The sequence below is a fragment of the Actinosynnema sp. NPDC002837 genome (assembly GCF_040295345.1).
Lineage (GTDB): Bacteria > Actinomycetota > Actinomycetes > Mycobacteriales > Pseudonocardiaceae > Actinosynnema.
Genome location: NZ_JBEOVG010000011.1, coordinates 134,566 through 156,917, shown reverse-complemented (window position 1 = coordinate 156,917; position 22,352 = coordinate 134,566). Strand labels below are relative to the sequence as shown.

The 22,352-nt window shown below is 71.7% G+C and carries 22 protein-coding genes; 10 read left to right on the top strand and 12 right to left on the bottom strand.

The genetic code is table 11. The annotated features are described in order from the left end of the window. The first annotated feature begins 91 nt into the window (after positions 1–91). From ABTZ99_RS11285 to ABTZ99_RS11270, 4 genes are all read left to right on the top strand, one after another. Positions 92–919, top strand: a complete 828-nt coding sequence (locus ABTZ99_RS11285; RefSeq protein WP_498778632.1) for a M55 family metallopeptidase — start codon at positions 92–94, stop codon at positions 917–919. Next, the gene (locus ABTZ99_RS11280) at positions 912–2,198 is read left to right on the top strand and encodes a M20/M25/M40 family metallo-hydrolase (RefSeq protein ID WP_499610484.1); all 1,287 of its coding nucleotides are present in this window, start codon (positions 912–914) and stop codon (positions 2,196–2,198) included. Before ABTZ99_RS11285 ends, ABTZ99_RS11280 begins: the two co-directional genes overlap by 8 nt. 127 nt (positions 2,199–2,325) lie before the next feature. Next, positions 2,326–2,973 carry a hypothetical protein gene (locus ABTZ99_RS11275; protein ID WP_499610481.1) on the top strand — a complete coding sequence of 216 codons (648 nt, stop codon included), beginning with the start codon at positions 2,326–2,328 and terminating at the stop codon, positions 2,971–2,973. Continuing rightward, a complete protein-coding gene (locus ABTZ99_RS11270) occupies positions 2,970–3,863 on the top strand; it encodes a hypothetical protein (protein WP_498778635.1) in 894 nt (297 codons plus the stop codon). The genes ABTZ99_RS11275 and ABTZ99_RS11270 overlap by 4 nt, the downstream gene beginning before the upstream one ends. Here the strand turns inward: ABTZ99_RS11270 and ABTZ99_RS11265 are convergent. From ABTZ99_RS11265 to ABTZ99_RS11255, 3 genes are all read right to left on the bottom strand, one after another. Then, entirely contained in the window at positions 3,844–4,272 is a 429-nt protein-coding gene (locus tag ABTZ99_RS11265; RefSeq protein WP_498778636.1) for a MarR family winged helix-turn-helix transcriptional regulator, read from the bottom strand. The two genes, ABTZ99_RS11270 and ABTZ99_RS11265, sit on opposite strands and share 20 nt — an antisense overlap. Before the next feature lie 66 nt (positions 4,273–4,338). Next, positions 4,339–4,971 (bottom strand): AAA family ATPase, encoded by a 633-nt coding sequence (locus ABTZ99_RS11260; RefSeq protein ID WP_498778637.1) that lies wholly within the window; start codon positions 4,969–4,971, stop codon positions 4,339–4,341. 10 nt (positions 4,972–4,981) lie between these two features. Beyond that, the gene (locus ABTZ99_RS11255) at positions 4,982–5,824 is read right to left on the bottom strand and encodes a helix-turn-helix domain-containing protein (protein WP_498778638.1); all 843 of its coding nucleotides are present in this window, start codon (positions 5,822–5,824) and stop codon (positions 4,982–4,984) included. Positions 5,825–5,899: 75 nt separating this feature from the next. Between ABTZ99_RS11255 and glyA the strand changes: the two genes are divergently transcribed. The 4 genes from glyA (at position 5,900) to ABTZ99_RS11235 (ending at position 10,052) form a co-directional block, all read left to right on the top strand. Next, entirely contained in the window at positions 5,900–7,219 is a 1,320-nt protein-coding gene (glyA, locus tag ABTZ99_RS11250) for a serine hydroxymethyltransferase (RefSeq protein WP_499610476.1), read from the top strand. 88 nt (positions 7,220–7,307) lie between these two features. After that, on the top strand, positions 7,308–8,363 hold the full coding sequence (locus ABTZ99_RS11245; RefSeq protein ID WP_499610473.1) for a winged helix DNA-binding domain-containing protein: 1,056 nt from the start codon (positions 7,308–7,310) through the stop codon (positions 8,361–8,363). Positions 8,364–8,406: 43 nt separating this feature from the next. Beyond that, on the top strand, positions 8,407–8,928 hold the full coding sequence (locus tag ABTZ99_RS11240; RefSeq protein WP_499610470.1) for a TetR/AcrR family transcriptional regulator: 522 nt from the start codon (positions 8,407–8,409) through the stop codon (positions 8,926–8,928). Next, positions 8,925–10,052, top strand: a complete 1,128-nt coding sequence (locus tag ABTZ99_RS11235; protein ID WP_499610466.1) for an FAD-dependent monooxygenase — start codon at positions 8,925–8,927, stop codon at positions 10,050–10,052. The genes ABTZ99_RS11240 and ABTZ99_RS11235 overlap by 4 nt, the downstream gene beginning before the upstream one ends. Before the next feature lie 84 nt (positions 10,053–10,136). On the opposite strand, the gene ABTZ99_RS11230 is transcribed toward ABTZ99_RS11235, so the two are convergent. From ABTZ99_RS11230 to ABTZ99_RS11215, 4 genes are all read right to left on the bottom strand, one after another. After that, a complete protein-coding gene (locus ABTZ99_RS11230) occupies positions 10,137–11,315 on the bottom strand; it encodes a hypothetical protein (protein WP_499610464.1) in 1,179 nt (392 codons plus the stop codon). Between the two features lie 139 nt (positions 11,316–11,454). After that, on the bottom strand, positions 11,455–12,834 hold the full coding sequence (locus ABTZ99_RS11225) for an aminotransferase family protein (protein ID WP_498778644.1): 1,380 nt from the start codon (positions 12,832–12,834) through the stop codon (positions 11,455–11,457). Between the two features lie 34 nt (positions 12,835–12,868). Further along, on the bottom strand, positions 12,869–14,446 hold the full coding sequence (locus tag ABTZ99_RS11220; protein ID WP_498778645.1) for a GMC family oxidoreductase: 1,578 nt from the start codon (positions 14,444–14,446) through the stop codon (positions 12,869–12,871). Between the two features lie 136 nt (positions 14,447–14,582). Further along, a complete protein-coding gene (locus ABTZ99_RS11215) occupies positions 14,583–15,947 on the bottom strand; it encodes an FAD-dependent oxidoreductase (protein WP_498778646.1) in 1,365 nt (454 codons plus the stop codon). A 219-nt stretch (positions 15,948–16,166) separates the two neighbouring features. On the opposite strand from ABTZ99_RS11215, the gene ABTZ99_RS11210 reads away from it, so the two are divergent. Both ABTZ99_RS11210 and ABTZ99_RS11205 read left to right on the top strand, forming a co-directional pair. Beyond that, positions 16,167–17,348, top strand: coding sequence for an acyl-CoA dehydrogenase family protein (locus ABTZ99_RS11210; protein ID WP_499610461.1), 1,182 nt, complete (start codon positions 16,167–16,169; stop codon positions 17,346–17,348). 95 nt (positions 17,349–17,443) lie between these two features. Then, positions 17,444–17,899 (top strand): SgcJ/EcaC family oxidoreductase, encoded by a 456-nt coding sequence (locus tag ABTZ99_RS11205; RefSeq protein WP_498778648.1) that lies wholly within the window; start codon positions 17,444–17,446, stop codon positions 17,897–17,899. A gap of 316 nt (positions 17,900–18,215) precedes the next feature. On the opposite strand, the gene ABTZ99_RS11200 is transcribed toward ABTZ99_RS11205, so the two are convergent. From ABTZ99_RS11200 to ABTZ99_RS11180, 5 genes are all read right to left on the bottom strand, one after another. Beyond that, positions 18,216–18,680, bottom strand: a complete 465-nt coding sequence (locus tag ABTZ99_RS11200; RefSeq protein WP_230567897.1) for a peroxiredoxin — start codon at positions 18,678–18,680, stop codon at positions 18,216–18,218. A gap of 25 nt (positions 18,681–18,705) precedes the next feature. Continuing rightward, entirely contained in the window at positions 18,706–19,188 is a 483-nt protein-coding gene (locus ABTZ99_RS11195; protein WP_498778649.1) for an SgcJ/EcaC family oxidoreductase, read from the bottom strand. 37 nt (positions 19,189–19,225) lie between these two features. Continuing rightward, positions 19,226–19,702, bottom strand: a complete 477-nt coding sequence (locus ABTZ99_RS11190) for an SgcJ/EcaC family oxidoreductase (RefSeq protein ID WP_498778650.1) — start codon at positions 19,700–19,702, stop codon at positions 19,226–19,228. Positions 19,703–19,888: 186 nt separating this feature from the next. Continuing rightward, positions 19,889–21,046, bottom strand: a complete 1,158-nt coding sequence (locus ABTZ99_RS11185; protein ID WP_499610457.1) for an epoxide hydrolase family protein — start codon at positions 21,044–21,046, stop codon at positions 19,889–19,891. 35 nt (positions 21,047–21,081) lie between these two features. After that, positions 21,082–22,260, bottom strand: a complete 1,179-nt coding sequence (locus ABTZ99_RS11180) for an acyl-CoA dehydrogenase family protein (RefSeq protein WP_499610455.1) — start codon at positions 22,258–22,260, stop codon at positions 21,082–21,084. Positions 22,261–22,352 lie beyond the last annotated feature (92 nt).

Below are 22,352 nucleotides of genomic sequence, written 5' to 3'. Positions count from 1 at the left end.
GACCGCCTCCCGCCCGTGCGTGGAAGTCAAGAAGTAACCACTACGTTGTGGCGCGCGTCAAGAACCGACATCACCTCGGTACGGTGAACGCATGCGGATCTTGATCTCGGCCGACATGGAAGGGGCGACGGGGGTCACCTGGACCGCCGACGTCGTCCCGCAGACCGAGCAGTGGCAGCGGTTCCGGCGGCTGTTCACCGGCGACGTCAACGCCTGCGTCGCGGGCGTGCGCGCGGGCGGCGCGACCGACGTGCTCGTCAACGAGGCCCACTCCTCCCAGCGCAACCTCCTGCTGGAGGACCTCGACACCGGGGCGCGGCTGCTCACCGGGCGGCACAAGCCGCTGTCGATGATGCAGGGCGTCGACTCCGGCGTGGACGGCGTGGTGTTCCTCGGCTACCACGCGGGCGCGGGCCAGGAGGGCGTGCTCGCGCACACCTACCTGGAGAACTCCATCACCGGCGTGTGGCTGGACGGCGTGCCCGCGAGCGAGGGCAGGCTCAACGCCGCGCTGGCCGCCGAGCACGGCGTCCCCGTGCTGCTCGTGACCGGCGACGACAAGGCGTGCGACGACGCCCGCGACTACGCGCCCGACGCCGGCGTCGTCGCCGTCAAGGAGTGCGTCAGCCGCTACGCCGCCGTCTGCTCACCCCCGCAGGTGACCTCCGGGCTGATCACCGAAGCCGCCCGCGCCGCCATGGGCCGCGCCGGACGCGGACCGGGCGCCGTCGCGCCGCACCGGGTCGAGGTCGAGTTCGACGCCACCCACCTGGCCGCCGCCGCGGCCGTGGTACCCACGGTGGAGCAGGTCGGGGCACGCCGGGTCGGGTTCGACGCCGCGTCCATGACCGCGGCGATGCAGGCGTTCAAGGTCGTCACCGCGATCGCCGCGGGAGCAGTGGAGGGCATCTATGGCTGAGGACGTCGTCGACCTGTGCGCCGCGCTGCTGCGCTTCGACACCACCAACCGCGGCGGCGGCGAGTCCGCCGGCGAACGGGAGGCCGCCGAGTTCGTCGCCGCGCACCTGGACGCCGTCGGCGTGCCGGCCACCGTGCTCGAACCCGCGCCGCGCCGGGCCAACGTGCTGGCCCGCGTGCCCGGCACGGAACCCGGGCTGCCCGCGCTGCTCGTGCAGGCGCACCTGGACGTGGTGCCCGCCGACGCAGCCGAGTGGAGCGTGCCGCCGTTCGCCGGGATCGAGCGCGACGGCTACCTGTGGGGCCGCGGCGCGGTCGACATGAAGGACATGATCGCCATGGTCCTCGCCGTGCTGGGCGCCTGGTCCCGCGAGGGGCGACGGCCGCGCCGCGACGTCGTGCTCGCGTTCGTCGCCGACGAGGAGGACCGCGGCGAGTTCGGCGCGCACTGGCTGGTCGACCACCACGCCGACTTCTTCGCCGGCTGCGCCACCGCGATCGGCGAGTCCGGCGGCTACTCCTACCCCGTCGGCGACCGGCGGGTCTACCCCATCGGCACGGCCGAGCGCGGCACCTCCCACCTGCGGCTCACCGCCACCGGGCGCGCCGGGCACGGCTCGCGCCGCAACGACGACAACGCCGTGGCCAAGCTCCTCGCCGCGCTCGCCCGCGTCGCCGCCATCGAGCACCCCGTGCGGCTCACGCCCACCGTGCGGGCGTTCGTCGAACGGGTCGGCGCCGCGCTCGACGTGCCGGTCGACCTGGCCGACGTCGACGCCACCATCGCCCGGTTCGGCCCCGCCGCGAAGCTGGTCGAGAACACCGTCCGCAACAGCGTCACGGCCACCGTGCTGCGAGCCGGGTCCAAGGTGAACGTCATCCCCGGCAGCGCCACCGCCGAGCTGGACGTGCGCACCCTGCCCGGCGCCGCGGACGAGCTGCTGGCCTCGATCGACGTCGCCCTCGGCGCGGACGTGCGACGCGAGTTCATCGCCGACGAACCGCCCGTGCAGGCCCCGATCGACTCGCCCTGGTTCGACGCCATGGCCGCGGCGCTGCGCGCGGAGGACCCCGAGGCCGTGGTCGTGCCCTACTGCATGGGCGGCGGCACGGACGCCAAGGCGTTCAGCCGGCTGGGCATCGACTGCTACGGCTTCGCCCCGCTGTCGCTGCCCGCCGGCTACGACTACCGCGCCATGCCGCACGGCGTCGACGAACGCGTGCCCGTCGACGGGCTCCGCTTCGGCGCCCGCGTCCTCGACCGGTTCCTGTCCTCGTAACGCCCCTTCACACGATCGGGTGCACCGGCCCGCGTATCCCCACCCATCGGCTCACCCTCCTAGCTCGGGGAGTGATGGTGAAGGAGGCCGGATCGTGTGGGCGCGAATCACCAGAGGAGCAGTGGCGGTGGCGGTCGCCGTGGGCGTCGCCTCGTGCGAGAGCGGGGTGTTCGACCGCCCGGGCGGCGACACCACGACCGACCCGACGACGAACACCCGGACCACCGGCAGCGGTTCGGGTACGGACAGGACGACCACCACGGGCAACGGGGGCACCCGGTACGGCTGGTTCCTCCCCGAGGGACCGGACTCGCCGAGCTTCTCAGAGGACAACGTGTACCGGCCACTGAAGTCGCACGACTGCGGCAAGGCCCAGACGACCCTGGACGACGAGTGGAGCGCCATGACGTCCCCGCGCAACGTGCTGCTCTACCAGGCCGGGGTCCACCTGTGCCGGGGCGAGGGGTCGGCCGGCCGCGCGATGTACGACCGCGCCTCCCGCTACGGCTGGGCGGTGAACCGCGGCCCCGACGGCAGCGGCGAGGTCGACTGCGCGACCTACCAGGCCGTGCGCAGCGTCCTGGAGCAGCAGGCGCACGACGCGTTCCCCTGCACCGAGGGCCGCCCGCCCGGGTGGCCGACCGACACGGACCGTGACGACCCGCGCACCGACCCCACGACGACCACGAGGACAAGCACGACCACCGCGACCACCACCCGCACGACGACGACCACCACCACAAGGACCACCACGACGACCACGACCACGCCATGACCACCCCGGCCGACCGGGACGCGCCCGGCAAGGGCCCCGACCAGCCGGACGCGGTGCAACGCGTCGGCGAGGCGCTGGCCAACGTCACCGTGCTCACCGGGCTGCTGGTGTACTTCGGCTGGCGGCGCAGCGACGTGCAGGCCCGTGAGCTGGGCATCGACAGCTCCGTGCTCGGCATGACCACCACGGACTACGTGCTGCGCAGCGTCGGACCGGTGTTCCTGCTGCTGGCCGTCGTCGTGGGGATCGCCCTGGTCTGCCGGTGGCTGGAACCCCGCGTCCGCGCGGCGGGCGACCGGCCGGGCAGGCGCGCCCGCGCGCTGTCGGTGACGCTGTCGCTGGCCTGGCTGATCCTGCCCGCCCTGACCGTGGCGCTCGGGCTGCTGTTCCCGATCACCAGCTTCTACGCCTTCCCGCTCGCGGTCGGCGGCGGGATCCTGCTGTCGCTGTACGCGAGCCGCCTGCGCCGCCCCGACGCGCACCCGACGTGGACCAGGGTGCTGGTCTTCGCCGTCGTGTCGCTCTCGCTGTTCTGGTCGGCGGGCAACTACGCCGAGGTCCGGGGCGTCGAACTGGCCCGCGCCTACGCCGCCGACGTGCACGGGCAGACCGCCGTCGTCGTCTACGCCGGGGAACGCCTGCACATCACCGCGCCCGGCGCCTGCGAGGAACCCCTGCCCGCCGACGGCTCCCGCTACCGGTTCCGCTACCTGGGCCTGCGCCTGTTCGCCAAGGTCGGCGCCAAGTACTTCCTGGTCTCCGACGGCTGGACCCGGGAGCGCGGCACCGTGGTCGTGCTCGCCGACAACGACGACATCCGCGTCGAACTGGGCCACGGCGGACAGGCGCGCGCACCGGGCTGCCCGGGCGCTACAGGTCCGGGTCGGTGATCTCGCGCAACCGGGCCAGCGCGTCCAGCAGCGCCACCATCCTCGGCCGGCCCAGGTGCGCGGTCCACTCCCGCTGCACCTCGGCGATCGCGGCCAGGCAGACCGGGATCGCCCGGCGCCCGCGCTCGGCCACCCGGATCAGCCGGGCCCGCGCGTCGGTCGGGTCCGGGCCGCGCTCCACGTAACCGGCGCGTTCGAGCTGGTCGACCAGGAAACCGGCGGTCTGCTTGGTGATCCGGGCGGCCTCCGCGAGCTCCGTCAGCCGCGACCCGTCCCGGGCGATCCGGTGGAACACCCGCGCCTGCGCGGGCGTCACGTCGTCGAACCCCGCCTCCGCCAGGGCGGCGAACACCCGGTTCTCGAGCTCGCGGTGCGGCAGGTACAGCAACAGGCCGAGGTCGTCGGGCACGTCACTCCTTGACATCGGTCAGAGAAGTTGATCACCCTATCGTGTCGCGCCCGTCGGGTGACGCCGCTAGTCGAAGCGGATGTGCTTCACCGAAGTCCACGTCCGCCGCACCCGGCCGCGCAGCCTGCCGTCGGTGTTCGGCGCCAACGTGAGCCCGGCCGACGCGGCGACCCGGTCGGCCACCTGCGCCACCGTGAGGTGATCGGTCCACACGTGCTCGGCGAACTCCGGCTCCCGCAGCCGTTCCAGGCAGCGGTCCAGCACCCGCAGCGCGAAGCTCTCCCGCCGCAGCGGCACGTCCTTGCCCAGCACGACCTGCGCCGCGTGCCCGAGAACGCGTTCCCGCAGCCGCCGCACCACCGTCTCCCGCTCGGCCAGCAACGCGAAGTGCCGCACGTCGTGCCCCCGGTCGCGCAGCCCGCCGACGATCTCCCGGAAGTACTCGGGCTCCACCACCGTCATCGGCACCACGATCACCCCGTCGTGCCCGGTCGCCGCCCGGTCCAGCACCTCGACCACGCCCCGCCGCCACGACGCCAAGTCCTGGAAGTCGCCGCGCAACGCGGGCGGCGTCATCCGGTGCAGGGCGAACCCGACGTGCTCCGGGTCGCTCAGGAAGCTGCCCGGCAGCCGCCGCCGGAGCTCGTGCGCGGTCTGGGTCTTGCCGCCGCCGAACGGGCCGTTGATCCACAGGAGCACGACACCGACCTTACGGACGCCGCGCCAACCGGACGAGCTTGAGCGCCAGGTGCAGCTCCAGCCGGGCGCCGCCGTCGGCCAGGTCGCGGCCGGTCAGCTCGGCGATCCGCCCCAACCGGTAGTACAGGCTGGTGCGGTGCAGGTGCAGGCGTTCCGCCGCCGCACGCACCTCGCACCCGCAGTCCAGGTACACCTCCAGCGTCCGCAGCAGCACCTCCGACAACCCCGCCACCACCTCGTCCGGCGACGCGCCCAGCAGCAGCCGGTACGCGCCGAGTTCGGACCACCGCACCCGATCCGGCAACGCCGGGTCCAGCCGCGCCAGCTCCGCCGCCGCCAACGCCTGCTGGTAGGCCGCGGCGGTCCGGTCGGGCGGGTGCGGGTCGCTCACCCCCACGTGCCCCGGCAGCTCCGGCACGGCCTCCGCGGCCGGCACCGTGCGCACCACCCGCGGCTCCAACGCCACCACCACCCGCACCGGCGCCCGCTCACCGGCCGGCACCTGCGCCGCCAACGCCGCCAACCGCCCACCCAGGTCCAGCTCCGGCACGTCGCCGAGCACCCACAGGTAGCCGACCAGCACCCCGTTGTGCCGCAACGGGAAACCCACCCGCTGCTGGAAGCCCAACGCCGCGTTCGCCGGCACCCGCACCGGCCCCGTCGCGGTCGCCACGCCGTGCTGCTCCTGCCACGCGGCGACGTCCGCCGGCACCCGCCGCGCCAGGATCGCCCGCACCCGCGCCTGGTCCACGTCGTCGGTCTGGGCGCTGTGCGCGACCACCCGGCCCGCCACGTCGTCCACCGACACCCCGCGTCCCAGCACCCGGGACAGCTCGTCCAGCAGCTCCTGCATTCCGACAACTGTAGGAACAACTCCAGTCCCCGGACGGTCGCCCCACCCGACACCCACGCCCTAGCGTGATCGACCGTGACGAACAGCAGGATCGCACCCTGGGCCTCACCGCAGGCGCAACGCAGGCTCGCCGAGGTCGAGGCCGCCGTCTCCACCGACCTGACCGCCGCCGGCGTCGCGGGCACCGTCCGCAAGGCCCTCGAAGCGCACGCCACCCAGGTCGACGACGACGGGATCGTGCTCTACGCGGGCACCAACGTGCTCAGCCCCACCGCCGCGGCGGCCGTGCGGGCCACCGTGTCCAGCCGGCCGAGCATGGGCTGGCCCGGCGAGAAGTACCAGGTCGGCCTCGACCACCTGGACACCCTCGAAGTCCTCGCGCCGATGCTCGTCGCCTCCCTCATGGAAGGCCGGTTCGCCGAGGTCCGGCTGCAGAGCGCCACCCTGGCCAACCTCGCCGTCTACACCGCGTTCGCCCGCGCCGGCGACAAGATCGCGGTGCTGCCCGAGTTCGCCGGCGGCCACGCCAGCCACCACGCGCAGGGCGTGCCCGCCATCCGCGGCCTCACCGTCGTCGACCTGCCGTACCTGCCCGACGAGCTCGACCTCGACTACGGCACGCTGCCCGGGTTCCTCCGGGTGCACCGGCCGCGGATCGTGGTGATCGGCGCGAGCCTGATGCTGTTCCCGCACGACGTCGCCGCCGTGCGCGCGGCGGCCGACGAGGTCGGCGCGATCCTCGTCTACGACGCCTCCCACATGGCCGGGCTCGTCGCCGGCAAGGAGTTCCAGCGGCCCCTGCACGAGGGCGCGCACCTGATGACGTTCTCCACCTACAAGTCGTTCGGCGGACCGTCCGGCGGCTGCGTCGTCACCCGCGACCCCGAGCTGGCCGAACGCGTCTCGAACGTCGCCTACCCCGGCATGCTCGCCAACTACGACGCCGGACGCCTCGGCGCGCTCGCCGTCACCGCCGCCGAACTGGCCGAGCACGGCCCCGACTACGCGCGCGCGTGCATCGCCAACGCCCGGGCGCTCGGCGCGGCGCTGGCCGACAACGGCTTCGACGTCGCCCGCCACGACGGCGTCCACACCCGCTCCCACCACCTCGCCATCGACGCCCTCACCCTCGGCGGCGGCGACGCGGCGGCCGTGCTGCTCGGCGAGGCCGGCGTCTACCTCAGCGGCATCAGCCTGCCGTGGCAGCGCATCGACGAAGGGCTGCGCGGCCTGCGCATCGGCACCCAGGAGATCACCCGCCGCGGCTTCACCCCCGCGCACCAGCCCGCCATCGCCGCCCTGATGCGCCGCGCCCTGATCGACCGCGAAGCACCCGAACGCGTCCGCGCCGACGCCGTCGCCCTCCGCCGGGAGGTCAACGCCACCGCTCCCTAGGCCCGGGTCGCCCGACGTCCCGGCGAGGACATGGACGTCCGCCGTATCGAGGACGGAAGCTGTCCTCGATACGGCTTACGGTGGCGTCGTGACCGAAACGCTGACGACCCGGGCGTTGAACCGGGCGACCCTGCACCGCCAGCACCTGCTGCACCGGGTCGACCGGACCGCCTGCGAGGTGGTCGAGCACCTGGTCGGCCTGCAGGCGCAGGAGCCGTTCTCGCCCTACTACGGCCTGTGGTCGCGCATCCGGTCGTTCCAGGCCGACGAACTGGGCTCGCTGCTGCTGGACCGGCGCGTGGTCCGGGCGTCGCTGCACCGCGCCACGATCCACCTGGTCACCGCCGCCGACCACGGCCGGATCGAACCGCTGCTGCGACCGTTCCTGCACCGCCGGTTCGCCTCCTCGCCGTTCGGGTTCGTGCTCGACGGGCTCGACGCGGAGGAGTTCGCCGACGCCGTCACCGCGCTGCTCGACGAGCCGCGCACCCGGCGCGAGATCGGCGACCTGCTCGGCGCGCGGTGGCCCGACCGAGACACCAACGCGCTCGGCTACGCGGGCAGCTTCCTGGTGCCGACCGTGCAGGCGACCCCGCGAGCGGTCTGGGGCCGGTCCGGGGCGGCGAAGTGGACGACCGCGGCCCGGTGGCTCGGACCCGCCGGCCCCGCCGCGCCGATCGAGGAGTTCGTGCGCCGCTACCTGGCCGCGTTCGGCCCGGCCTCGGTCAAGGACGTGCAGACCTGGGCGGGCATGAGCCGCCTCAAGCCCGTGATCGAGGCGATGGACCTGCGGGTCTTCACCGACGAACGCGGCCGCACGCTCTACGACGTGCCGGACGCGCCGCTGCCCGACCCCGACACGCCCGCGCCGGCGCGGTTCCTGCCCGAGTTCGACAACGTGCTGCTCGGCCACGACGACCGCACCCGGGTCATCTCCGACGAGGACTACCGGCGCGGGATCGTCATCGGCGGGAAGCCGACGCTGCTGGTGGACGGCTTCGTGCACGGCACCTGGAAGGTGGCGGGCGACGGGCTCGACATCGAGGTGTTCCGGCCGCTGACCCGTGAGCAGCGGGCCGACGTGGAGGCCGAGGGCGCCCGGTTGCTGCGGTTCGCGGGCGTGGCCGGCGACGTCCGACTCTAGATTTGGACGATCGTCCAGTACGATCGTCCAGTACGATCGTCCAATGACGGTTCGGGAAAGGCTGCTGCACGCGGCCGCGGAACTCATCGCCGAGAAGGGCTGGGGTGCGGTGAGCACCCGGATGCTCGCCGAACGCGCCGGCGTCGGATCCGGCGTCGTGCACTACCACTTCGACTCCACGCAGGCGGTGCTGGTGCAGGCCGCCGTCGGCGCGCTGCGGTCCGCGGTGGACGGCCTCGCACCGGTGCTGGAGCGCGCTTCGACGCCTTCGGAGGCGTTGGCGCTGCTGCTGGGCACGTTGGACGGGCACGGCGGGCAGGAGCTGTTCACCGAGACGTTCCTCGCCGCCACCCGCAACGACGAACTGCGCCACGCCGTCGGCGAGGTGCTGGTGGAGTTCCGCCGCACGCTCGCCGCGTGGCTGGAGTCGCGGGACGTGCCGACCCCGGCGGCGACGGCCGCGGTGCTCGCGGCGGCCGTGGACGGCGTGCTGCTGCACCGCGCCCTGTCACCGGACCTGTCCGCGGACGTCGTCGTGCCCGTGCTCGGGAAGGTGCTGCGATGAAGGTCGTGATCAGCGGCGCGGGGATCGCCGGACTGGCGCTCGCGCACCGGCTGGGGACGCTCGGGCACGAGGTCGTCGTGCTGGAGCAGGCGCCCGGACCCCGCACGTCCGGGTACATGATCGACTTCTTCGGGCCGGGCTACGACGCGGCCGAGCGGATGGGCGTGCTGCCACGCCTGCTCGGCCTGGGCTACCGGGTGGAGGAGGCCGCGTACGTCGACGCGCGGGGGCGGCGCGTGGCGGGGCTGCGGTTCGACCGGATGGCACGGGCGGTGAACGGACGGCTGGTGAGCATCATGCGGCCGGACCTCGAGCGCGCGTTCCGCGAGGACCTGCCCACCGGGGTGGCGCTGCGGTTCGGCGCCCGCGTGGTCGGCGTCGAGGACGGCCCGACCGGGGTGGACGTGCGGCTGGCCGACGGGTCCACGGTATCCGGCGACCTGCTCGTCGGCGCGGACGGCGTGCACTCCGCGGTGCGGCGGCTGGTGTTCGGCGACGGGCACGTGCGGTACCTGGGGTTCCACACGGCCGCGTTCACGTTCGACGACCCCTCGGTGCACGACCTGGTGGCCGGGCGGTTCTGCGTCACCGACACCGTCGGCCGCCAGGTCGGGTGCTACGGGTTGCGCGACGGCCGGGTGGCGGCGTTCACCGTGCACCGGACGCCGTCACCGGACCTGCCCGCCGACCCGCGGGCGGAGGTCGTCCGGGTGTACGGGTCGCTGGGGTGGGTCGTGCCGCGGGCGCTGGACCGGTGCCCCGAGGACGTCTACTACGACCAGGTCGCCCAGGTGGAGCTGCCGAGGTGGTCGTCCGGGCGCGTGGTGCTGGTCGGTGACGCGTGCGGCGCGGTGTCGTTATTGGCCGGGCAGGGCGCGTCGCTCGGCATCGGCGGCGCGTACGTGCTGTCCGGGCACCTGGACGACCTCGCCGCGTACGAACGCGCGTGGCGGCCGGTCGTGGAGGCGAAGCAGCAGGTGGCGCGGTCGGGCGCGCGGTGGTTCCTGCCCTCGTCGCCGTGGCGGCTGCACGCCCGGCGGGTGGCGATGAGGCTGTCCGGCCTACCGGGTGTCGACCGGGTGGTGGCGACGACCCTGGTGGGCAAACCGGTCACCCTCGGCTGAGCCGGAAGGCCGGGACAACACGCGACACCGCCGGTGATCGTGGATCCGACCACCCGCGCCTGGGCCGTCCTCCGCTGACCCGCCTCAGGGTCGTTCCGCGCGCAGCGCGTCCAGTTCGGCTTGCAGGCGGTCGAGTTGGGTTTCCGCGCGTTCGGCCCGGACGAGCGTCTGGGCGCGGGCTTCTTCCAGGGCGGCGAGGCGTTCGCGGGCGGCGCGTTCGGCTTGGTCGAGTTGGGCGCGGTGGGTGTCGCGCTGGTCGGTCAGCTCGGCTCGGGCGCGGTCGAGTTCGGCGCGGGCGTCGTGGGCGGACTGCTCGGCGCGTTCGGCTTTGATCCGGGCCTCGTGCGCGGCGGCGGCTTCGGCGCGTGCGGCGGCCTGGGCCTGCTCGACGCTCGCCTTGGCCTCGGCGACGGCTTGGTCGACGCGGCTCCGCGCGTCCGCTCGTGCCTGCTCGACCCGGGTTCGGGCTTCGGCCTCGATGCGGTCGACTTGGGCCTGCGCGTCGTGCCGGGCCTGGTCGATCTGGGCTTGGGCGTCGGCGCGGACCTGGTCGACTTCCCGCACCGCCTGCCGCCGTGCCTGTTCGGCGTGGGTGACCGCGTCGGCCTTCGCCTGGTCGACCTGCGCCTGGGCGTCCCGCCGGATCTCGTCCACGGCTGCCGCGGCTTCCACCCGGATGGTGGCGATCTCGTCCTCGGCCCGCTGGACGGCGGCGTCGGCTTCGGCACGTGCGGCGTCACGTTGCGCGTAGGCGGCTTCGGCGTCCTGTTCGGCCTGTTCGGCGGCGCGCACCGCGTCCTCGGTGGTCGCTTCGGCGGCCTGGCGGGCCTGTTCGGCGTCACGCCGCCGTCGTTCCGCCTTCGCGACGGCGGCCTCCGCCTCGGCGACCCGCCGTGCGGCCTCGGCCTCGACCGCCTGCACCTGGCTCTCGGCCACGCTCGGGTCGGCGATCGCGGACAGCTCCGCCACGGCCCCGGTCAACGTCGTCGACAGCTGCTCGGTCAACACCCGGAACCGCTCCAGCAGTTCCTCGGCCCTGATCTTGCCCGCAGTGATCCCCTGCGGGCCTTTCGTCACGGTGACGATCTCCTGCTCGCCCTCCGCCGCCTGTGCGAGCCGCTGCCGTTCCCGCCACGCCCGCCACCGGGTGTGTTCCGGCAGGTCGCAGTACTCGGCGGGCCGGCCAGGCCCGCTGCCCCGGAACACCGGTCGCGTGCAGCCGGGGTAGTTGCAGGTCAGCGCGGAGGTATCCGTCGTCGTCACGGCAATATCGTAGCACTATTTCGTTGGGACAAACGTTATAGGCCACAACGCAACGCTATCAACGGAAAAATCCTGGCTTCCGATAAGTGAACCTTATCGGAAGCCAGGATTCCGGACAGGTGCCGCCCGTGCGCTCCGGTCACTCGGCGATGGTGCCGTCCGGGCGGAGGTGGGTCAGCACGTCGACCACGGCGGAGGTGGCGCGGGCCATCTCGTCCTCGCTGATCACCAGCGGCGGCGCCATGACCAGCATCGAGCCGTAAGGACGGGCGATGACGCCGTGCCGCTTGCGGATCTCGAAGGCCACCTGCTCGACCGGTCCCCACGCCATCGGCTCGCGGGTGGTCCGGTCGGCCACGAGCTCCATGCCCGCCAGCGAACCCACGATGCGCAGGTCGCCGACCGCGGGCAGGTCGACCGCGGGAGCCAGGCCGGCGCGGGCCCAGCCGGCGATCAAGCCCGCCTTCGACAGCAGGTCCTCGCGCTCGATGATGTCGATCGTCGCCAGACCCACCGCGCAGGCCACCGGGTGGCCCTGGTAGGTGTAGCCGTGGAAGAAGCCGCCGGTGCTCAGCAGCGTCTCCGACACCTCGTCCGACATGACCGTCGCACCCAGCGGCACGTACCCGCCGGCGATGCCCTTGGCCAACGTGATCATGTCGGCCTGCATCCCCCGCCCCGGCGAGTCGAACCACGAGCCGAGGCGGCCGTACCCGGTGACCACCTCGTCGGCGATCAGCAGGATGCCGTGCCGCGTCAGCAGTTCCCGCACCCGCGGCCAGTAGTCGGCGGGCGGTTCGAGCACGCCGCCGGCCGCCATCACCGGCTCGCCGATCATCGCGGCCACGTTGCCCGGACCGAGGCGCTGGATCGTCTGCTCCAGCTCGTCGATCAGGAAGTCGGTGGTGTCCCGGCCGCCGTAGAGGTCCGCCGCCCGGTAGGGGTAGGGCGGCGACACCCGTTCGACGTGCGGCAGGTTCGGCCCGACCCCCAGGTGCACGGGCGGGAAACCGGTGGCGGTGCCGCTGCCGTACGCGGTCCCGTGGAACGAGTAGTTCCGCGAGATGATCCACGTGCGGTCCGTGTCGCCTCGCCGGTGGTGGTAGAGCCGTGCGGCCTTGATCGCCGTCTCCACCGCCTCCGAACCGCCGCTGGTGAAGAACACGCGGTTGAGGCCCTCGGGCGCCAGGTTCGCGATGCGGGTCGCGAGCTTGATCGCCTTGTCGTTGGTGAATTCCAGTAGACTGGTGAAGTACTCGATCTCGCCCATCTGCTGGGCGGCGATCTCACCGAGCTCACGGCGTCCGTGGCCGAGGTGCGAGTGCCACACGCCGCCACCGGCGGCGTCCAGCATCTCGTTGCCCTTGGCGTCCCACACGGTGCAGCCCTGGCCGCGGACGATCACCACCCGGTCGGTGATGTCGCCGCGCTGCATGGAGCGGAACAGGTGCCTGCGGTCGAGGTCTTCCAGTTCGGTCGCCACGTCGGATAACGCCGGGACCTCAGGGGTTATGGTCAAGACTCCTCCTCAACTACGGTCGGCGGGTGCCGTCTCACGCCGTGGCGAATGCCTGGCCCTCGGTCAGCGGCGCCTTGCCCAGCACGAGGTCCGCCGCCTTCTCGCCGATCGCGATGGCCGACGCGTTGGGGGCGCCGCGGCCGACCGTCGGCATGACCGACACGTCCGCCACGCGCAGGCCCTCGACGCCGATCACCTTCAGCTCCGCGTCGACGACCTTGCCGATCGCGCAGGTGCCGGAGCCGTGGAAGATGGAGTGGGTGTAGCCGCGGACGTACGCGCGCACGTCGGCGTCGGAGTCCGACTCCGGGGCGGAGTACCAGTCCTTGGTGAACCGGGCCAGGGCCTTCTGCCGCGCGATCTCCATGCCGATCTTCGTCGCCGCCACGGCCGTGACCAGGTCGTCCTCGGTCTGGTAGTAGTTGTGCTGGATCTTGGGCTTCGTGGTGGGGTTGCTGGAGTCCAGCGTCACGGCGCCCCGGGCCTGTTGCGTCAGCAGCACCGGCCCGTAGGTGATGGCGTGGCCGGTGGGCAGGCCGAGGCCGCTGTCGGCGAACATCATGGGACCGGAGAAGAACACCGCGTCCGGCGCGGCCAGGCCGGAGCGGGTGCGCACGTAGCCGCCCGCTTCGGGGCCGTTGGAGGTCATGGGCCCGGTGCCCTCCTCCTCGAACTGCTTGCGGTACTGCGGCTCCTCGGCGATCAGGGTGCTGACCGGCTCGTCGTGGGCGAAGATCAGCGGCACCAGCGGGTGGTCCTGGAGGTTGGCCCCGACCTCGTCGTTGGCGTGCACGACCGGGATGCCGAGCAGGCCGAGGTGGTCCGCGGGCCCGATGCCGGAGTGCATGAGCAGGAACGGCGAGTTGTACGTGCCGGCCGAGAGGATGACCTCGCGGTTGGCGCGGACGGTGAGGTTCTCGTCGAACCGGCGGCCGGCGACGCCCACCGCGCGGCCGTTCTCGATGACGATGCGGTGCACCTGGAAGTTCGTCTGCACGGTCAGGTTCGGCCGGTTCATGGCCGGGTGCAGGTAGGCGACCGCGGTCGAGCACCGGCGGCCGTTGCGCTGGGTGAGCTGGAAGTAGCCGAAGCCGTCCTGCGACTCGCCGTTGAAGTCGTCGTTCGAGGCGAACCCGGCCTGGGCCGCGGACTCCAGGAACGCCTCGGACTGGGTGTTCTTGCTGCGCCCGTCCGACACGCTCATCGGGCCGCCGGCGCCGTGGTAGTACGACGCGCCGCGCTCGTTGTCCTCGGAGCGCTTGAAGTACGGCAGCAGTTCGTCGTAGCTCCAGCCGGGCTGGCCCCAGCCGTCGTAGTCGAGCTTGTTGCCGCGCAGGTACAGCATCGCGTTGATCGAGCTGGTGCCGCCCAGGACCTTGCCGCGGGGCAGGAAGATCCGCCGCCGGTTGAGCTGGGGCTCCTCGTGCGAGTCGTAGTCCCAGTCCACTGAGGTCCGGAACAGGTCGCCGAAGGCCACCGGGACGTGGATGGTCTCCAGGTCGTCCGTGGGACCGGCCTCGATCAGGCAGACGGTGACATCGGGGTCTTCGGACAGCCGGGAGGCGAGCACGCAGCCCGCCGAACCCGCTCCGACAATCACATAATCGTACATCCGGTCCTCCAGACATCCGCCGTGCGGCGGCTTTGGGGTGTGCGAGGGTCGTCCAGGCGCGGTGAACCTCAAGAGCTCGGCCGGACTCACGTCGGAACGGCCGATGTGGACGTACCTGCTTGCGGCGGTGACGCCCCTAGCGCAACCGCTCCAGGGAAGAGGGAGCGGAGTCGGGTGCGGGGGTGCGGGGGGTGCGCAGCACCCGCAGCACCATCGCGGGTTTCATCAACGCCTGCGGTGGGTCGACCAGACCCGCGACGCGCAGGAACGCCTCCGAGAGGCCGGCGTCGTGCGTCGCGGCCACCTGGAGGCGGGCCATGAAGGCGTTGCTCATCCGGACCTTCAGCGTGCGCTTGCCCGCCACGCCGGGGAACGCGAGGTCGCCGCCGGCGGCGATCTCCCACGGCACGTCGACGACGGACTCGATGTCGCCGAAGTACTCCAGCGGGTTCGGCGCCCGACCGGTCGACAGGTGTTCGGCGAGGACCAACGCCTGGAGCGCGGCCACCGCCATGCCCTGCCCGTAGACCGGGTTGAACGAGCACACCGCGTCGCCGAGGACGAGGAAGCCCTCGGGGAAGCTCTCCATCCGCTCGTAGCGGCGGCGCTGGCTGGCCGGGAACTGGAACATCACCGGGTCGCTGAGGGGTTCGGCGTCCCGGATCGCGTCGTGGATGTCGGGCACCGGCAGGGACTTCGCGAAGGCGAGCATCCCGGCCGGATCGGTCGGCGGGTGGTCGCCGAGGGTGCCGGTCAGCGACAGCAGGCCGATGTCGCCGCCGAGGGTGTGCAGGAAGGCGCCGCGCGGGTGCCGCGGGGTGGCCACGGGGTTGATGGACATGTCGCCGCGCAGCGGGTCGGTGTGCCAGCGGTACTTGCGGCTGGTGTAGGCCAGGCCGACCTTCACGCGCTCTTCCGGGACCCGCGGGTAGCCCATCGACTCCAGCCACGCGGGTGCGCGCGAGCCGCGGCCGGTCGCGTCGACGACGAGGTCGGCGTCGATCACCTCGGGCTCGGCGCCGGGTTGGCGGCTCTGCACGCGGGCACCGCGGACCGCGCCGCCGTGGGCGACCAGCCCGACGACGTCGTGCCCTTCGCGGAAGGAGACGCCCGGGATGGCCTGGACGCGTTGCCGCACGTGGTGCTCGAGCACCGGGCGGGCGATGCCGACGAGCCGCAGGCCGGTCGGCGCGGCTTTGATGCGGTAGCCGTTGAAGGACCACCGGACGTCGCCGCAGAGGTCGCCGACGGGGATGCCGGCGTCGACGAGGCCGGCGAGGAAGCCGGGGAACAGCTCCTCCAGGATCTCCTGGCCCCGGGCGAGGAGGCCGTGAGCGTGACGTCCCTGCGGCACGCCGCGCCGTGGGTCCCGCACGTCGGACAGCTCGTCGCGGTCGACGATCACGACGCTCTCGTAGGCGTCGGACAGGACCCTCGCGGCGAGCATGCCCGCGATGCTTCCGCCCAACACGACCGCGCGACCACCCATGTAGTTGCCCATCTGGACATCGCTCCTCGTCAGGCGGGGCGGGACGAGAACATGCTCACAGCGGCGGCGTGACCTGCGCATCTTCGACGTTGCGGAGGCCGGCCTCCGGAAGAGGGCAATCCGAGAGATGCCGCACGCGCGGGCCCGCGGCCAGGATGGTCGTCGACCGTCGCCTGTCCGTCGATGGCGGACTCACGATGCGCCTGTGCGGGTCTTATCGAGGAGGACAAGGTGACCCTCGTGAAAACACCTACCCATACCGAGCTCGTCCAACGCGCCACCGACCTCGTTCCCTTGCTGCGCAAGCATTCCCGGTGGTCAGAGGAAAACCGCAGGCTGCACGACGACGTCATCGCGGGTCTCGAGGAGGCGGAGTTCTTCAAGCTGCGCAGGCCGGCTCGCCTCGGCGGGTACGAGTCGCCCGCGCGGACGCTGGTCGCCGTCTCCACCGAACTCGCCCGCGGGGACGCCGCGGTGGCTTGGAACGCCCAGGTGTGGTGGATTCCCATCTGGATGGTCGGTCTTTTCCCCGACCACGTCCAGGACGAGGTGTTCGCCACCGAGCACGTACGGGTGTGCGGGACTCTCAGTCCGAGCGGCATGCTGACCCCGGTTGACGGCGGCTACCGGGTCAGCGGTGAGTGGAACTTCATCAGCGGGGCGCTGCACAGCCACTGGCAGGAGCTGATCGCGCTCGCGCCGACGCCGGACGGCGGCATGCAGCCGATGCTGGCGCTGGTCCCGATCCAGGACGTGCGGATCGTCGACGACTGGAAGACTTCGGGACTTCGCGGTACCGGCAGCGTCTCGACCGTGGTCGACGACGTCTTCGTGCCCGCCGATCGGGTGCTCCCCCTGTCGGCGGCCATGACGTTGCAGCACGCTTCCGCGGCCAACGCCTCGTCGCCGGTGTGGAAGGCCCCCCTGAACGCGGTGGCGGCCGCGTCGACGGTGGGTGTCCTGATCGGTCTGGCACGTGCGGCCATCGAGGTGTTCCTGGACCGCCTGCCCGGCCGCCGCATCACTTATTCGAGCTACGAGAGCATGCGAGAGGCCCCGATCACCCACCTCCAGCTGGCGAAGGCCGTGCTGAAGACGGACCAGGCGGAGTTCCACGCCCGGCGGGTGGCCGACCTCGTCGATTCCAAGGGCGCCAGTGGCGAGCCGTGGACGATGGAGGAGCGCGCGCAGTGCCGTGTGGACGTCAGCGCGGCGTGCGAGCTCACCACCGAAGCGGTCGACGTGCTGTCGCGCGCGGGTGGCGGCTCGTCGATCTACGACGACGTCCCGGTGCAGAAGATCGCGCGCGACATCCACGCGGTGGGCCTGCACGCCCTGGTCTACCCGCCGACCGCCTACGAGCTGTACGGCCGGATCCTCAGCGGCCTCGAGCCCAACACCCTGTACGTCTGATCCGCCGGGGTGTGCCGATGTTCGGCCGGGTGTCCCCGCCTCGCGTCCGTCAGGTCGCCTGACCAGTCCCCACCTCTACACAGAAAGGCACAGCAATGACGGAGAAGGCATCGTTACTGGTCGCCCAGGCCAAGCAGTGGGCGACCAACTACGGCGACTACACGCTCGGAGAGGAGGGGACGGCGCTGACGGTGGCGCTCCGCTTCCGGGGCGCGTGGGACTCCAACGACCCCGCGGCGGTCGCCGGCGTCTTCGCCGAGGACGGCGTGATGATCATCGGCGACCTGGCGCTGGCGGGTCCCAAGGACATCGCCGCGTACCTGGAGGAGGTGTTCGCCGGCGGCTACAAGGGCAGCACGCTGGTCGAGCAGCCGGTCGAGGTGCGCATCATCGCGCCCGGTGTCGCGTTGGCGATCCTGGAGGGCGGCGTGCTGCTGCCCGGTGAGACCGAGGTCCCGCCGGAGCGGGTCATGCGCTCCACGTACGTGGCGGTGCGCCGGGACGACGAGTGGAAGCTGCTCAACCAGCAGACCAGCCCGATGAAGGGCTGATACCGGCGACTGCGACCGCGCTGTCCCCCGTGGTGGGGGCGGCGCGGTTTCGCTTTTCCGGGGGTGGTTGGGTTTCGCGGGTTGCGAGGCCGGTGCAGTTCGCCCGTCCGGCGGCGCGGTTTCCGCTTGCAGCGGGACGGTGCGGTTCGCTGACCGCCCCGGGGAGCTCGGGAGTCCGGGCGGCCTCAGCGGTTCGGGAGTCCGAGGGGCCAAGGGGTTCGGGAGTCCGCGCATCCCGGCCGTTGCGCGGCACGCAAAACGCGTCGCCGACCACCTTCGGGTGGCCGGCGACGCGTCGGGCGTTCCGGGCGTGGGATCAGGCGGTCAATTCCGCCACCGCCTTCTTCCACTTGGCCTGGTCGCGCACCTCGCGGGGACCGTTGATCTCCGCGAAGCGCACGACACCCGATGTGTCCACCAGGAACGTGCCGCGCATCGCGATGCCGGCTTCTTCGATGAGGACGCCGTACTTCCTGGCGACCTCGCCGTGTGGCCAGAAGTCCGACAGCAGGGGGAAGTCGTAACCCTGCTGCTCGGCCCACGCCTTCAACGCGAACGGTGTGTCGGTGGAAACACCGATGACCTGCACGTCGTTGTTGGCGTACTCGCCGATGTCATCCCTGACCCGGCACATCTCGTCCTGGCAGATCGTGCTGAACGCGAACGGGTAGAAGACCAGGAGCACGTTCTTCTCCCGCCACAGCGACGACGCCGTCACCACCTCGCGGTTGTGATCGCTCAGGGTGAAATCCGGCGCCGGCGAACCGACCTCGACCGCCATGGCTCACCTCTCGTCGTGCGGGTCCTCAGCCCTTGAGGGGGCTGCTCTGGTGGGAGAACAGCTTCAGGCCGCCGTCGGCCTGCTTGACGATCACCCAGGTGACGCGCACGGCGCGCTCCGGTGAGGTCGTCGATTCGCCGGCGAGCTGGATGCCGCCCTCGCTGATCACCATCGCGGCGGTGTCACTGAGGAACTTGATCTCCAGTGGGCCGCCGCGGACCCGGGCTCCCTTGAGACCGCCGCGGAAGCCCTCCGCCATGTACTGGCGGATCTCCTCACGACTGGTGAGCTGGGTGTCCTGCATCAGCAGGCTCCCGTTCTCGGTGAACGTGTCCGCGAACATGTCGGCGTCGTTGCGCTCCCATGCTTCCTGGATGCGCATCGGCACGGTCAGCACCGCCTTCTCGTCCTCGGCGGTGAAGCCCCGGTAGTAGGACGTGTCCTCGCGGATCCCCGCCTCGGCGAGGAACTGTGAGGCGTTGCCCCACCCCTTGGTCGCTGTGGGCATTTATGGCACTCCTTGGTTCGCTCCGACTACCGGCTGGTTACCAGCGCAGGGTCGCGCCGTCGCCCCGAGGGCTGTTCTGGTAGCCCGCGAGCCGCCACTCGCCGTCCTGCTTCACGCACACCCACGTCGACCGCACCGCGAGCTCGGGCGCGATCTCGGTCTCGCCGGGGGCGAGGATGCCGCCGTGGGTGCGCAGCAGCGCGACGTCGTCGGACACGAAGCGGACGTCGACCGGGTTGCCGGTGACGCCGGTGCCCTTGAAGGGACCGGAGTAGGCCGCCTGCATGAAAGCGCGGATTTCCTCGCGCCCCTTCTTCAGCACGTCGCCCGGCAGGATGAGGATGCCGTCCTCGGTGAACGTGTTCGCCACGCCCGCGGCGTCGTTCTTGGCCCACGCGCCGACGAGGCGCAGCGGAACACCGAGGACTTCCTTCTCCTTCTCGCTGGTGAACGGACCGTAGTACGAATTCAGCATCGCCTCGCGATCGACGACACTCGATGCCGTGCTGGTCATCGGTGACTCCTTGTTGCTAGGTGGACGGCGGAAGGAACAGGTCCCGAACTGGGGCGGGACCTGCCGCCCACGAGGGTGGAAAGAGCGACACGCCGCTGGGTCACGACCGTCCGTGCCAGTTCGGCAGCCGCCCTGTCAATCATCTCCGCATCCTTGTGGACTGCCATCTCCACGCTTGCGCAGACCTCAACCTTGCTTCAGCTTGCGGCGGAATGACCGCACGTCCTCGATGAACAGGTCGGGTTCCTCCATCGCGGCGAAGTTCCCGCCGCGGTCGAATTCGTTCCAGTGCACGATCGTGGCGAACTCGCGCTCGGCGAACCGGCGCACCGGGACGAACGGGGGCTCCGGGAACACCGCCACGCCGACGGGGACCGACAGCGGGAAGTACCGGCCCGCGTTGGGCCCGATGGGCAGGAAGTCGAAGCTCTCGTAGTAGAACTGCGCGGACGAGCCGCCGGTGCCGGTGAGCCAGTAGATGGTGACGATGTCGAGGATGCGGTCGCGGTCGACGGCGTCCTCGGGGGCGTTGGTGGTGTCCGCCCAGTCCATGTACTTCTCGACGATCCACGCCAGCTGCCCGACGGCGGAGTCGTGGATGTTGTAGGCAACCGTGTGGGGTCGCGTGGCCTGCAGCTTCATCGACCCGGACAGGATGTCGACGAACCGCTGGGAGCGCGCCATGCGGCGGCGGTCCTCGTCGGTCAGGCCTTCCAGGTCCGCGGGGTCGTCGCTCGGACCGGTCACGAGGGTGTTCACGTGCACGCCGAGCACGTGCTCGGAGTCCTGCAGGCCCTGGACCAGGGCGACACCGGAACCGAAGTCGGCGCCCTGCGCGATGTAGCGGTCGTAGCCCAGCTCGCTCATCAGCTGCGCCCACGCGGCGGCGACGCGCTGGGTGTTCCAGCCGGCCTCGGCGGGTCCGGAGAAGCCGAAGCCGGGCATCGAGGGGATCACGAGGTGGAAGGCGTCCGCGGGGTCGCCGCCGTGCGCGCGGGGGTCGGTGAGGGGGCCGAGGACGTCGAGGAACTCCACGACCGAGCCGGGCCAGCCGTGCGTGATGATCATCGGCACGGCGTCGGGCTCGGGTGAGCGGACGTGCAGGAAGTGGACGTTCGCCCCGTCGATGGTGGTGGTGAACATCGGCGTGGAGTTCAGGCGCTCCTCGATGCGCCGCCAGTCGTACTGGGTGAGCCAGTACTCGGCGAGGTCCTTGAGGTAGTCCACCGGGACGCCGCGGTCCCAGCCCGCCTCGGGCAGCCCGACCGGCCACCGGGTGTTGGCGATCCTGGCCTTCAGGTCGTCGAGGGCACTCTGGGGGATGTCGATCTGAAACGGCTTCATACCTGCTCCACAGCGGTTCGTTGTCGACTGGTCGATCACAGGTAGGGAGTGTTGGGTTCCAAACCGCACAGGACGCGGCCGTACAGCTCGATGTTGGTGCCGGGGTGGGTCAGCGCGTGGATGGAGATCGCGTGCACGTCGCGCTGGACGCGCGTGATCGGCACCTCGCGGAAGATCGACGAGCCGCCGCTGGCCATCGCGATGATGTCGACGGCCTGCTTGCACAGCTGGGCCACGCGGCCCAGCTGCACGCGTGAGCGCACGCGCTCCTCCTGCGTCCACTCCTCGTTGGCGCGCATCTTCGCGGTGATGAGGTCGGCGAACAGGTGCGCCCGGGTCTCGGCTTCCTCGATGAGCAGTGCCGCCTCGCCGACCTGGAGGTGGGTGACGGGGGCCTCGCGCTGGCTGGTGTAGTCGGTGTAGGTGATCGAGCGGCCGTCGAGGCGCTCGAGGAAGGTCTCGAGGACGTGCTTGGCCGAGCCGATCAGCTGGCCCGCGGTGGCGGCGGTGGAGGTGACGAGCATGGGCACCTGGTAGCCGGGCTTCACCTTGTTGGTCTCGGACTTGCACTGGTCGGTGAAGAAGTCCATGGTCGCGATGACGCGTTCGGCGGGCACGAACACGTCCTCGGCGACGGTGGTGACGCTGCCCGAGCCCGGCAGGCCGTTGGTGTGCCAGTCGTCGACGATGCGGAAGTCCGACACGGGGATGAGGGCGGTGACCGGGCCGCTGCCGTCGTCGGACATGGCGGCGGTGATCTTCCAGTGGCTGTGCAGGACGGCGCTGTTGAAGCGCCAGCTGCCGTTGAACAGCCAGCCGCCGTCGACCCGGGCCGCGGTGCCGCCCAGGGCGAGGGTGCCGCACACCCGGGCGTTCGGGTTGGCGCCGAAGACCTCTTCCTGGACCGAGTCGGGCCACAGGCCGGCCATCCAGTTGAGCAGGGCCCACACCGAGACGCAGAACGCGGCGGAGTTGTCGCCCTTGGCCAGTTCGGCGTGGACGTCGACCAGGCTGCGGGCGTCGCTCTCGTAGCCGCCGTACTGGACGGGGAGCTGCATCTTCAGCAGGCCCGAGTCCTCCAGGGCGGCGATGACGTCATCGGGCAGCCGACGGTTCTCGTCGATCCACAGCGATCGCTCCCGCAGCAGTGGCACGACGTCGGCCGCCCGCTTGACGAGTTCGACCCGCGACGGCGTCTTGGTCTGCAACACCATGTCCTCCCGAGTGCCTCGGCCCGACCAGCCGGTGACGCAAGGAGCATGTGCCGCAAGGGGTCTATAATGCATCTCCCAAATTGCGGGGATCG